We start from the raw sequence: 12257 nt of genomic DNA, 5'->3' as shown, positions 1-12257 counted from the left end.
TGTTCCGCCGTGCTGGTAGGGGCGCATTATAGGGAGCCGCGCCGCGATGACAAGGCTTTTTTTGAAGAAAGTCACGGAAACTTCAAATTATCCAATTAGAAACAGCTTACTCAGTGTATATATACAATGTTATCCACAAACCGATGATTTCAGACCGGTTTTATCATCATTTAGGTGGATCTTCCCCTCTCAAGGGATGCCATACTGGAACGGATAATATGTCCCAAGTGGTCCATGGTAGCGCCCGGCTGGAAAGCTAGTTACCATGGAGGTGAATAGAGTGTTGCACCTTTTTTGCTTTCATTTACAAAAGGTCTTTAAAGATGAATTTATCCAAGTTTCCCGTTTATGTGCAGGCGGCCATCCTTGCTCTGGTGTTGGCGCTGGTTGGTTATCTGGTTGCCCAGGCCCTGCAATTTTCTTTGAAAGCCGAAGTGATTTTTGCTGTGGGCTTGGCCATCGGCGGTTTCGTGGTACCGCTGTTCCTGAACCGTGCACCGGCTGGTGTGGCTGAGCTGGCCTCCAGTCAGGAGACCTGCACCTTATATGTAGGCAATCTGCCATACCGTGCCAATGAGATAGCCGTGCGCGAATTGTTTGCCGAGCAGGGCCAGGTGATCTCGGTCCGTTTGATGAAGGACAAGGCCACCGGCAAGCGCAGAGGATTTGGTTTCGTGGAGATGCCCGCTGCCGATGCCGCCAAGGCAATCGCCGCACTCAACGACAAGGAGTATCAACAGCGTACCCTTAAAGTACGTGAAGCCAATGACAAGCGGGACAAAGATGAGCGAGAAGGCAGTGAAGTGGATGCCTGACCACTGGCCGGTAATCCGTTAGAACCTGACCTCTTCGAGTGATGACAGCCCCCAAGCTTGCAAGGGGGCTGTCAGTTTCTGGGTCTGGGCATCCAACCGGGTGCAATAGGCCTTACCCCCGACATCTTCCAGCCGTGTCGGTGTCGTTACCAAACCAGCCAGCAGGTGAGCCACCCGCTTGGCGACCGCACTGCCGGAATCCACCAGCTGGCACGCAGGCATCAACTGCCGTATTTCTTCATCCAGCAACGGGAAATGGGTACAGCCCAGCACCAGAGTATCCGGATGCTCTTCCCCTTCCAGCCAATCCGCCAGTACTTCCCGCAACAGCGCCATATTGACCGGCAGACCCGCCAGCTTGTGCTCGGCCTCGACAACCAGCTCGGTCGCCCCCTTGAGCAGCACCCGCTTGCCCGGCGCAAACTGGGCGATGAGTTCGTGGGTATATTCACGGCTGACGGTCCCCGGGGTTGCCAGCAAGCCGATGCAACCACTACGGGTAAGCGCGGCAGCGGGCTTGATGGCGGGTACCACGCCGACGACCGGTACTGTCATGGCTGCACGCAGGGACGGCAGAGCGATGGTGCTGGCCGTGTTGCAGGCAATCACCACCAGATCGATGGCATGCTCGACCACCATGTGGCTGACCAACCTGGTGCAGGCTTCGGTGAGGGCGGCTTCGCTCAGCTCACCATAGGGGAAGTTGGCGTTGTCGAAGCAATAGATATAGTTGTGTGCCGGCAATGCGCGGCGGATCTCGCGGTAGATGGTCAGCCCACCCATACCGGAGTCGAACACGAGAATATTGGCCACTTGAGCTCCCCTTTGGTGCAAGTCGGCGATCATACTCCCGCCGACCGCCAATAGAAAAGGCCCCACCAATGGCGGGGCCTCGCTTTTTAGCTTCTCTTATATAAGCAGCGTTGCCGCTCAGAGACGGTAGTCTGCCGTCAGCTTGAACTCGGTACCTGCCGACGCATAGCCATAGGCCGGGGCGTAATCACGATCAAACAGGTTGTCGATGCGGCCACCCAGCGTGAACTGAGGCGTCACCCCATAGCTCGCCCCCAGGTTGATCAGGGTGTAGGAACCCAGCTCAACCCGCTCTGCCGGGAAGCTGCTGAAGTTCTTGTCATCCCGCTTGCCGACATAGAGCAGTTCGGTGGAGAGATCGACCGGGCCCAGTTGTATCTGAGTCAGCCAGCTGGCCTTCTGCTTGGCACGACGCAGCAGTTGCTGATCCCCGTCGTTCTTGTCTTCGGCCCGGGTGTAGTCAAAGCTCAGATCGTGCCGCAGTGGTCCGGTTTCCAGACCGAGCGCCACTTCCACACCGCGGATCTCGGCGTCGGTGTTGTCCGGTCGGCAAGTTGAAGACGCGCTTTGGCAGGCAATCAGATTCTGGATCTGGTTGCGGTAAAGGTTCAACGACCAATCCCAACCGGTGTAGCGACCGCTGAAGCCCAGCTCCAGATTCTTGCTCTCTTCAGGTTTCAGCGCGGGGTTCTCATAACCCGGATAATAGAGATCGAGGAAGGTCGGTGCCTTGAAGGCAGTGCCATAGCTCAGGCGCACATTATGGTTGTCATCGAGATCCAGCCCGCTGGCAGCGGACCAGGTGTTGTGGCGGCCATATTGCTTGTTGTCATCGGTACGACCAGAGAGCTCCCACAGCAGGGCCTGCCAGCGGTAGCTGCCCACCACGAACAGACCCGTGTTGTCGCGATCCGGGGCATTGAATGCCTGACCATAGCTGCGTGTATCGGATTTCAGCTGCTCCTGCTGCCAGTCGGCACCACCGGTCAGGTTGAGTCCCTCGACACCACTCCAGCTGTTGACCCAGGAGAAGCGGGTCAGCCCGGTGTGGATGGGCTCCGCACTGGACTCCCCTTTGCTCTCCAGCCAGCTCTTCAGCTTGTTCTCGCCGTAGCTGGCCTCCAGCCGGCTGCTCAGCGCACCGCTCTGATACTTGAGGCCGCCATCGTACTGGAACGCCTGCACCCGGCTCTGATCCGCCGACTGATACGCATCATCCATCTCGGTCTGGTTGTCATAGCCCTGGGCGTTGAAATCGGCACTCCATGCGTCGTTGAAAGCATGATTCAGTCCGAACTGGCCGTTCAGGCTGTCAAAGCCATCCCGATCCGGCTGCTGAGCATTGGCCACCACGTCGAACCCATCGGTGCGCTCGTAGCCGATCATCATATTCATGTCGGTCTGCTGGCCCAGAGCCTGCACGGTACGCAGCTGGCCCTGGCCGTAGCCATTGCTGCCCACACCGCCCTTCAGGTGGGTCTCGCTGCCATTCTTGGCGGACGTCTTGGTGATGAGGTTGATGACGCCGCCGATGGCGTCCGAGCCATACACGGCCGCCCGCGGGCCACGGATGTACTCGATGCGCTCGATATTGCCGAGCGGGATCTGGCTGAGATCCGGCGTGCCGGCCACCATGGCCGCGATGGGACGCCCATTCATCAGCACCAGTGAATGGTTGGAGTTGGTACCACGGATGAACAGGCTGCTCATGTGGCCTCGGCCACCTAGGGTAGTGATCTGCACGCCGGGCAGCGTCTTCAGCAACGCTGGCAGGCTCTGCACCTGACGCGACTCGATCTCGGCGCGATCGATCACCACAACGGGAGCCAGTACCGAGCTGATGGGTTGCTCCACCCGATTGGCGGTGATGACCAGGGTAGGATTGACGGGGATGGTGGTCTGGGCAAAGGCCGCCGTTGGCAACAGGGCAGCCGCCAATAATTTCTTGGACATGAGAGATCCTTAAGTTCGCGTAAGCATCTACTTCGTGGCCGGTTTCTCTCGGCCCGAAATACGAACTTTGGCAGGTCTTCGGGCTGGGGGGCTGATGGCCTACGGCGACGGCTTCCCACCTGTGGCAGTGCCCTGATGTCGCTTCGTTCCCCCTTACCGCTGCGCGCCAGCTCCGGATTTTCACCGGATTCCCTATTAAGCATGATGCGCCAAAGCGCAGGGATTATAGGCAGAGCAGAGGTGGATGTATAGCCATCCAGATTTCTATTTCTTGCCACCCAGCGCGGCCAGCCGCTGCTTCGCTCCCTCCATTACCGCTTGTACCCCGGGATGGGAGAGGTGACGACCGGCCGACACTAGATAGTAGGAGAGCGTCACCTCGGTCAGTGTTGCAATCCGTTCGACACCGTAGAGTCGTGCGATCTCGTCGACCATGGCCAGCGGCGCCGGAAAGATCCCCATCCCCGCCTTGCCGAACGACTTCATCAGGGTCGAATCGTCGAACTGGCCGACCAGATGGGGATGGATGCCCTGCTGCCGATACCAGGCCAGCAAGCTGTCATGGGTCGCCGACTTCTCCCCCGGGATCAGCAGCGGCAGCCCCTCAAGGGAAGCAGGAAAACCCTGCCGCGCCTTGGCAGCCAGCTCGGGGCTGGCAAACAGCGCCAGCGGGCTGCGTCCCAGCTCGTGGTTGTAGCCGCGCACTCCGCTGTCGGGAGGGAGCGGGCGATCGATCAGCACCATGTCCAGCTTGTGGCTGGCCAGCTCGCTGAACAGCTGTTCCGCCCGCTCTTCATGGCACACCAGCCGCAGCGGGGTGACCAGCGCCATGGCGGGTGCCAGCAGCTCGAACGCCAGGGTGCGGGGCACGGAGTCGGCGATCCCCACCTGCATGGTCAGCTCCTGGCTGGCATGGCGCAGGGTATGCTCGAGATCGGCGCCGAGCGAGAAGATGGCGCCAGCCTGTTCGAGCGCCTGGCGACCGGCGGTGGTCAGGGCAAGCCGCCGCCCCACCCGGTTGAACAGCGCCACCCCGAGCGAGAGCTCCAGCTCGGCCACCTGACCGCTGACGGTCTGCGGCGTGAGGTGCAACTGCTCGGCGGCCCGCGTCACACTCCCGCTGCGCGCCACGTGCCAGAAGTAATAGAGCTGTTTGTAGTTGAGCATCGGGCCCCTTATCAGTTTTTACCGAACAATCATCAATCAAAATCTGATTTTATCGAAACATCTTGCACTCTAGCATGCAACCACCCTGTGAATTGCCTCCTGCGAACTCCCATGCTGGATGTTGTTGTACTCTTTTTCCTGTTTGGCCTGCTGGCCGGTCTGGTGCGCTCCGAGCTCAAGCTGCCACCCGCGCTCTACGATACTCTCTCCCTCTTTCTGTTGCTGGCCATAGGCCTCAAGGGCGGCGTCGGCCTGGCGCAGCAATCCCTGCAACCGTTATTACCGCAACTGGCACTGGTGATCCTGCTCGGCATGCTGCAGACCCTGGCCGGGTTTGCCGTGCTGCGCCTCAAGATGAACCGGGTCGATGCCGCCGCCACCGCCGCCCACTACGGCTCGGTCAGCGTGGCGACCTTTGCGGTCGGGGTGAACTGGCTGACCGAGCGCGGCATCAGCTTCGAATCCCAGCTCTCCATCTTCCTGGCGGTGATGGAGATCCCCGCCATCCTGGTCGGCATCGTGCTGGCTCAGGGGATAAGCCGGCAGACCCGCTGGCGCCGGCTGGCCCATGAAACCTTCCTCGGCAAGGGGGTCACCCTGCTGCTGGGCGGCATGGCCATCGGTTATCTGGCCGGTCCCGACGGGATTGCCCCGCTCAAACCCCTGTTCGTCGACCTGTTCAAGGGGGCGCTGGCGCTGTTCCTGCTAGAGATGGGCCTCATTGTCGCCCGCCAGTGCCAGGACCTGCGCCGCCACGGCCTGTTCCTGCTCGGCTTCGCCCTGCTGATGCCGCTCGCCTCCGCTGGCCTCGGCCTGGTGATCGGCCAGCTGATGGGGCTCTCCCTCGGTGGCCTGACCCTGCTGGCCACCCTGGCGGCTAGCGCCTCCTATATCGCCGTGCCGGCCACCATGCGCATCGCCGTCCCTCAGGCCAATCCGGGCCTGTCGCTCAGCGCCGTACTGGGGGTCACCTTCCCGTTCAACATCATGCTGGGGATCCCGCTCTACCACAGCTGGGCCCGCCACTTCACGGAGTAGCCACATGCAGACCGAGATCCGCACCCTGCTCACCGTCATCACGGAAGCGAACCTGGAACCCACCCTGCTGCGCACCCTCACCCGCGAGGGGCTGCGCGGCTACACCATTACCGATGCCAGAGGGCGCGGTGACCACGGTGAGCGCAACGCCAGCTGGAGCGAGAGCGGCAACATCCGGCTGGAGGCGATCTGCAGCCGCGAACAGGCGGAACGCCTGCTCGCCCACCTGCAGAGTCGCTACTACCCCGACTATGCCATGGTCGCCTTTTTGCAACCGGTCGAAATCGTGCGACCCGAAAAATTCTGAGCCGGCTTGCCGGCTCTTTTTGCCAACCAGAGACAAACGTTTGACTGCAAGGAGTCATCAGCCATGAATACCCCTCCCCTGATCGGCCTGGTAATGGGATCCGACTCCGACTGGCCCGTGATGCAGGCCGCCGCCCGCATCCTCAAGGAGCATGGCGTCCCCTACGAGGCGCGCGTGGTCTCGGCCCACCGCACCCCGGATCTGCTGTTCGAATATGCCGCCAGCGCCCGTGAGCGTGGCCTGCACGCCATCATCGCCGGGGCTGGCGGCGCCGCCCATCTGCCGGGCATGGTGGCCGCCAAGACCACCATTCCGGTGCTGGGTGTGCCCATCCCGACCCGCCAGCTCAAGGGGATGGACTCCCTGCTCTCCATCGTGCAGATGCCCAAGGGGGTGCCGGTCGCCACCTTCGCCATCGGCGAGGCGGGCGCCGCCAACGCCGGCCTGTTCGCGGTCTCCCTGCTATCCGTCGCGCAAGACGGCGATGCCCCCCGCTATCAGCAGCAGCTCGACGGCTTTCGCACCACCGAACGCGACCGGGTGCAGGCCCTCACCCTGGAGGACCCGGCATGATACTGCCACCCGCCACCCTCGGCATGCTGGGGGGCGGCCAGCTCGGCCGCTACTTCGTGATGGCCGCCCACCGCCTCGGCTACAAGGTGGTGGTGCTGGATCCCGATCCCGCCAGCATCGCCGGCGCGGCTGCCGATCACCATATTGTTGCCGCCTATGACGACCCGACCGCCCTGCACGATCTGGCCAGCCGCTGCGCCGCCGTCACCTGCGAGTTCGAGAACGTGCCGGCCACCGCCCTGGCCCTGCTGGAGCAGTACCAGCCGGTACGCCCGGCCGCCGGTGCCGTGCGCATCTGTCAGGATCGCCGCGAAGAGAAGGCCTTCCTGAGCAGAGCCGGCATCCCGGTCGCGCCGAACCAGACCCTGCAACCGGGCGAGCCGCTGCCAGCGCTGCCCGCCGCCCTCTTCCCCGCCATCCTCAAGACCGCCCGCGAGGGGTACGACGGCAAAGGCCAGTGGACCATTCAGGCCGCCGACCAGCTGCCGGCCGCGCTGGCCGCCAGCGGCGTACCCTGCGTGCTGGAACAACGGCTGGCGCTGGAGGGTGAGTTTTCCCTGACCCTGGCCCGCAGCCCGAGCGGTGCCATCGGTGCCCTGCCGCTGGTGCAGAACTGGCACAGCGGCGGCATTCTGGACCAGACTCGCTCCCCGGCCAAGGTGCCGGCGCTGGAGGCCGACGCCAGACGCATCGCCGAGCAGCTGATCGCCGCCCTCGACTACGTCGGCGTGCTGACGGTGGAGTTCTTCCTGGTGGCAGGGAAGTTGCTGGTCAACGAGCTGGCGCCACGCCCCCACAACTCGGGCCACCCCAGCCTCGACAACGCCGAGTGCAGCCAGTTCGAGCTGCAGGTGCGCGCCCTGTGCGATCTGCCGCTGCCCGCGCGGATCGCCGTGCGCCCTGCCATGCTGCTCAACCTGCTGGGGGATCTCTGGCAGGCTGGCACGCCAGACTGGGCCGCCCTGCTGGCACTGCCCGGCGTGCATCTGCACCTGTACGGCAAGGGGGAACCCCGCCCCGGCCGCAAGATGGGCCATGTCACCATCACCGCCGCCGACTGGCCGACGGTGGAAGAGACCTGCCAGCGGGTGCGCCAGCTGTTGGGGCTGCCGCCACGCTGAGTAATGAGCCGCGCATAAAAAAGACCCGGGCCAGGCCCGGGTCTTTTCATTGCTTGCTGCGGCAGGCGGGTGATCAGGCCCGCTCTACCGATACCGGCGCCGGCAGGCGGATGGTGAGGGAGAGCACCAGCGCCACCACCAGCAACACCAGGATCAGGTTGAAGGTCGCCATGAAACCACCGAACAGGGAGGCTACGATGGAGCCGATGATGCTGCCCAGACCAAAGCCCAGATAGATGACGCCGTAGTTCTTGGTCAGGTTGTTGAGACCGAAGAAGTCGCTCACCAGCGAGGGATAGACGGTGATGGTGCCGCCGAAGCTGAACGCCACGCAGGCCACCGCCACGAAGAACAGGTTGGCGTTGAGCGGCACGAACAGCAGCAGCGCCATGCCGGCCAGGGTAATCAGCTGGGCGATGGTGATGACCCGGATGCGGGACATCTTGTCAGACAGGATGCCAAGCACCAGCCGGCCACCCAGGTTGGCCATGGCGATGATGGCGACGGCGTTGGCGGCGACCACGGCCGGCAGGCCCACCATGTTCTCGCCGATGTCCTTGGCCACGCCGATGACGTAGAGACCGCTCATGCAGGCGGTGAGGAACATCAGCGCCAGCATCCAGTACTGCGGCTTGCGCATCGCCTCGGCCAGAGTGAAGTCGCGGCTCTCGCTCTGCTGCACGGCGGCCGCCTGCTTGGGTGCATCCTTCATCAGCATGCCGCCCACCAGCACCATGGACATGGCGATCAGCCCCCACAGCTGGAAGGTGGTCTCAAGGCCGTTGCTGGAGAGCAGCAGCAGGTTGATGTACTTGAAACCCAGGCTGCCGAGGCCGTAGGCGCCGATGGAACAGGCGGAGATCAGCCCCTTGCGCTCCGGGAACCACTTCACGCAGTTGGAGAGGGTCATCAGGTAGCCGGTACCGTCGGCAAAACCGACCAGGATGCCGGCGCAGAGGTAGAGCATCGCCAGGTTGCTGGCGTGGGCGGTGAGGAAGAAGCCGATGCCGAGCAGCACGCCGGCACCCAGGGTGACGTTGCGCACCCCGAACCGCTCCTGCAGCTTGCCCGCCAGGGAGGAAGCTACCGCCAGGGAGAGGCTGAGCAGGCCGAAGGCGAAGGCGACCTGACTGACCGGCTCGTCCAGCTTGTCGGAGAGCTGGGCGTTGAACAGGCTCCAGGTGTAAACGGATCCCAGCGCGAACTGGGTGATGATGGTCCCCAACAGGGTGAGGTAGCGGGTGCGATTCATCTCTTTGGTCATGATGCGTCTCGGTCAATGGCCTTAAGGAAACTGGGGCCACTATAGGCAAGACGCCACTCCCGCCGACCGATTAAGGCATGAAATGCAGATCGGCGGGAATGAATGACAATCAGAGCCGCATCAGCTGACGGAACGCCTTGATGTTGCTGCGGCTGACCGGCACTTCGAACGGCAGGTCATGGAGCCGGATGAGATAGGTGCTGTTGAACCAGGGCACTATCTCGCGGATCTTGTTGATGTTGACGCAGTAGGAGCGGTGACAGCGGAAGAACCCCTCGGCGGGCAGCCGGCTGACGAACTCGCTGAGGGTCATGGTCATCACGTAGCGATCATCGCGGGTGTAGACATAGGTGAGCTTCTCGTCGGCTTCCGCGTAGTAGATCTGCTCGCAGGGGGTGACGATGATGCGCTCCCCCTTCACCAGATTGACGGTGCGATTGTGCGGCGTGCCCGGCTCGCTCCCCTGCCCCGTCTGCGACTTGCCCACCAGCTCCAGCTTTTGCAACAGGCTGATGAGACGCGGTTCGTTGTAGGGTTTGAGGATGTAGTCGAACGCCTCCAGCTCGAATGCCTCCACCGCAAACTCCTTGTAGGCGGTGACGAAGACGATGTGGGGCGGATGGCTCGACTTGTGCAGGTTCTTGGCCAGCAGCAGGCCATCGATGGAGGGAATCTGGATATCCAGAAACACCACGTCCACCTCGTGATCCTGCAGGTATTTGAACGCCTCCAGCCCATCCTCGAAGCTCGCTACTATCTCGATGGCGCTGTGCTGCCCCACCAGGTAGGCCAGCTCCTCGCGCGCCAGATATTCGTCTTCCACTATGATGGCTTTCAGCATGACAACGCCTCTCGCAGCACACACTTATCTTCAATCATGATGGCCTTCAGCATGGCATCGACTCCTGATCCGGCAGATAGAAACTCACTTCGGTACCCGGCTCCAGCCGTTTGAGGTGCAGGCCGTCGCCATAGAGCAGCTTGACCCGTTGATGCACGTTCATCAGGCCGATGCTGCGGCTCTCCACCCGACCGGCGGCGACCCCGTCGATCACCTCCTGGCTGATGCCGTAACCGGTATCGCGCACCGCTACTCGAATGCCGCCCGCCAGCTGCTTCACCTCGATGGTGACCCGACCCGGCGCGCTGCGGGGCTGGATGCCGTGCAGGATGGCGTTTTCCACCAGCGGCTGCAACAGCAGGCTCGGCACCTGGATGTGCACGTCATCCACCTCGAACACCACCTCCAGCTTGTCGCCGAAGCGGGCCTGCTCGATGGCCACGTAGTCGCGCACCTGCTGCAGCTCCTCCTGGATATCGATGAGGGTGTCCCCCTTGTTGAGGTTGTAGCGCAGGTAGTCCGCCAGATTGGCAATCAGCTGACGTGCCTGCTGGGGCCGAATGCGGATCAGCGACGAGATGGCATTGAGGGCGTTGAACAGGAAGTGCGGGTTGATCTTGCTCTGCAGCGCGGTGAACTCCGCCTTGCGGGTCATCTCCTTGAGCTGCTCGATGCGCGATACCTCCATCTGGGTGGAGATGAGCTGGGAGAGGCCCACCGCCATCTCCTTGAGGGAGCTGGTGATGCTGTGGGTGCGACGGTAGTAGATCTTGAGGGTGCCGCTCACCGAGCCGTTTTCCCGCAGCGGAATAATGATGACCGAGTGGAAATCGGATAGGTGATATTGGCGCAGATCGTTGTTGATGATGATCTGGTCGAGCAGCACCGCCCGCTGGGTCATGTCGCTGATGGCGTGGTGCTCGTCCAGCTCGTAGTAATCCTTGCCCACCCCCACATAGGCCAACACGTCACGGGTGTCGGTGATGGCCACCGCATCGGCGCTGATCTCGCTGCGAATGATGCCGCACACCTGGCTCAGGGAGTGGCGATCGATGTTCTGGAAGAAGGGCAGCGTCTTGTTGGCGATATCCAGCGCCAGCTTGGCCTGCTTGGCGGCAATCAGCTCCTTCTCGTCATCCAGATCCTGCACCAGCTTGATGATCAGGCCGATGCAGAGCGCCCCGGCGATCATCGGGTAGGCGATGTGGCTTACGATCTCGACACCCACCGCATGGGGCTCGGTCAGCAGCCAGATGAGCAGCATGGTGAGCCCTTCACACAACATCCCCGCCAGAATGCCGTACAGCCAGAGCCGCGACTTGCGACAGCGCAGGTGCAGCCAGGTGGCGAGCAGGCCGGCGATGATGCTGGCGATGAGGCACGGGATCGAGGTGTGCCCATCCATGTCGATGAGATAGCGGTGCAGACCGGAGATGACCCCGGCCGGAATGCCGACCCAGGGGCCAAACAGGATGCCGCCGGAGATGATGGCGATGATCCGCACGTTGATGAGGGCCCCTTCCACCGGAATGCCGGTATAGGTGCTGAACACCGCAAACAGGCAGAAGATGGCCGCCACCAGCACCAGCTCGGCCGGGGTGTGATCCCGCTTCTGGAACAGCCGCTGGAACGGCCGGGTACGGGTCAGGAAGAACAGGGTCATCAACATCAGCGCCGCCCGTTCGAACACCGCCAACAACATCATCTGATTTTCGAGCAAAGCAGGGATTCCATATCTATGACTAAAGGGAGGACAAGGCGCGGGATCATACCCCGTATCCCGTGTCAGCTCATTCCGAATAGTGGGGTACAGATTAAGCTTCGCCGCGGGCGGGTCGATAGATGAGTGACCCCCGGCAGCGGGGTAACCTCGATATCCAGGAGATAATCATATGTCTCAGAAAGGAGTTCTGGTGGCACTACTGGCTGGTTGCTGCGCGATGGCGGCTCAGGCCGACACACAAACCAATCAGCTCACCTGGCCTGCCACCGCCAGCAAGAGTACCGGGATGGAAATTTCGCTCACCCACCCGGGTCAGCAACCGGTCAATTCCGTTGCCACATCCAGCCCGGTCCAGACCGAGGCCATCAACCTCAGCAATCCGGACTTCAACACCACCTATCAATTGCAGGCTCGCACCCTGTATGCCAGTTTGCCCGAACAGGCCGGCACCGACTTCAAGCTGGCGCTCAACGGCCAGCCACTGCCACAACACCATGCCCTGCCTCTGACCCAGGCCACCCGCTACTTCCTCAGCTATCTGGCTCCGGCCGCCAAACCGGATCAGACCGGCGAAGCGGCCTATGAACTGCTGGTCTACTGGCACGGTTGACCATCCATGAAGGCATGCCCGGCATGCCTTCA

The 12257-nt window shown here is 62.2% G+C and carries 12 protein-coding genes and 1 riboswitch; of the genes, 6 read left to right on the top strand and 6 right to left on the bottom strand.

Annotated elements, in window-relative coordinates; genetic code table 11:
- Positions 1-323 precede the first annotated feature (323 nt).
- Positions 324-815 (top strand): RNA-binding protein, encoded by a 492-nt coding sequence (locus QLG02_RS21795; RefSeq protein ID WP_011704113.1) that lies wholly within the window; start codon positions 324-326, stop codon positions 813-815.
- An 18-nt stretch (positions 816-833) separates the two neighbouring features.
- Here the strand turns inward: QLG02_RS21795 and murI are convergent, their stop codons facing one another.
- From murI to QLG02_RS21780, 3 genes are all read right to left on the bottom strand, one after another.
- Complete coding sequence (gene murI / locus QLG02_RS21790; RefSeq protein ID WP_282466093.1) at positions 834-1628, bottom strand: glutamate racemase; 795 nt, start codon at positions 1626-1628, stop codon at positions 834-836.
- Between the two features lie 117 nt (positions 1629-1745).
- On the bottom strand, positions 1746-3581 hold the full coding sequence (locus QLG02_RS21785) for a TonB-dependent receptor (RefSeq protein WP_259232709.1): 1836 nt from the start codon (positions 3579-3581) through the stop codon (positions 1746-1748).
- Between the two features lie 51 nt (positions 3582-3632).
- Positions 3633-3810: riboswitch (cobalamin riboswitch) on the bottom strand.
- 35 nt (positions 3811-3845) lie between these two features.
- Positions 3846-4748, bottom strand: a complete 903-nt coding sequence (locus QLG02_RS21780) for a LysR family transcriptional regulator (protein ID WP_282466092.1) — start codon at positions 4746-4748, stop codon at positions 3846-3848.
- A gap of 111 nt (positions 4749-4859) precedes the next feature.
- Here QLG02_RS21780 and QLG02_RS21775 point away from each other — a divergent pair, with 111 nt between their 5' ends.
- The 4 genes from QLG02_RS21775 (at position 4860) to QLG02_RS21760 (ending at position 7787) form a co-directional block, all read left to right on the top strand.
- Positions 4860-5786: a sodium-dependent bicarbonate transport family permease gene (locus QLG02_RS21775; protein ID WP_026142001.1), complete on the top strand. Its 927-nt coding sequence runs from the start codon at positions 4860-4862 to the stop codon at positions 5784-5786.
- A gap of 4 nt (positions 5787-5790) precedes the next feature.
- Positions 5791-6093, top strand: a complete 303-nt coding sequence (locus tag QLG02_RS21770) for a hypothetical protein (protein ID WP_005306985.1) — start codon at positions 5791-5793, stop codon at positions 6091-6093.
- A 63-nt stretch (positions 6094-6156) separates the two neighbouring features.
- A complete protein-coding gene (gene purE, locus QLG02_RS21765) occupies positions 6157-6666 on the top strand; it encodes a 5-(carboxyamino)imidazole ribonucleotide mutase (protein WP_282466091.1) in 510 nt (169 codons plus the stop codon).
- Positions 6663-7787 carry a 5-(carboxyamino)imidazole ribonucleotide synthase gene (locus tag QLG02_RS21760; protein WP_282466090.1) on the top strand — a complete coding sequence of 375 codons (1125 nt, stop codon included), beginning with the start codon at positions 6663-6665 and terminating at the stop codon, positions 7785-7787. Before purE ends, QLG02_RS21760 begins: the two co-directional genes overlap by 4 nt.
- Before the next feature lie 73 nt (positions 7788-7860).
- Here the strand turns inward: QLG02_RS21760 and QLG02_RS21755 are convergent, their stop codons facing one another.
- The 3 genes from QLG02_RS21755 to QLG02_RS21745 all read right to left on the bottom strand — a co-directional run bounded on the left by QLG02_RS21755 (position 7861) and on the right by QLG02_RS21745 (position 11612).
- Positions 7861-9051, bottom strand: coding sequence for an MFS transporter (locus tag QLG02_RS21755; protein WP_016348936.1), 1191 nt, complete (start codon positions 9049-9051; stop codon positions 7861-7863).
- A gap of 109 nt (positions 9052-9160) precedes the next feature.
- Positions 9161-9892, bottom strand: coding sequence for a LytTR family DNA-binding domain-containing protein (locus QLG02_RS21750; RefSeq protein ID WP_282466089.1), 732 nt, complete (start codon positions 9890-9892; stop codon positions 9161-9163).
- A 46-nt stretch (positions 9893-9938) separates the two neighbouring features.
- Positions 9939-11612 carry a sensor histidine kinase gene (locus tag QLG02_RS21745; RefSeq protein ID WP_017410531.1) on the bottom strand — a complete coding sequence of 558 codons (1674 nt, stop codon included), beginning with the start codon at positions 11610-11612 and terminating at the stop codon, positions 9939-9941.
- Positions 11613-11784: 172 nt separating this feature from the next.
- Here QLG02_RS21745 and QLG02_RS21740 point away from each other — a divergent pair, with 172 nt between their 5' ends.
- Positions 11785-12225, top strand: a complete 441-nt coding sequence (locus QLG02_RS21740; RefSeq protein ID WP_045525968.1) for a hypothetical protein — start codon at positions 11785-11787, stop codon at positions 12223-12225.
- Positions 12226-12257 lie beyond the last annotated feature (32 nt).

Origin of the sequence: Aeromonas sp. V90_14 (assembly GCF_029967615.1) — a bacterium.
Taxonomy (GTDB): Bacteria; Pseudomonadota; Gammaproteobacteria; order Enterobacterales; family Aeromonadaceae; genus Aeromonas; species Aeromonas hydrophila.
Note: the sequence above shows the minus strand (reverse complement) of the source record. Positions and strands in the feature narration are given on the sequence as shown.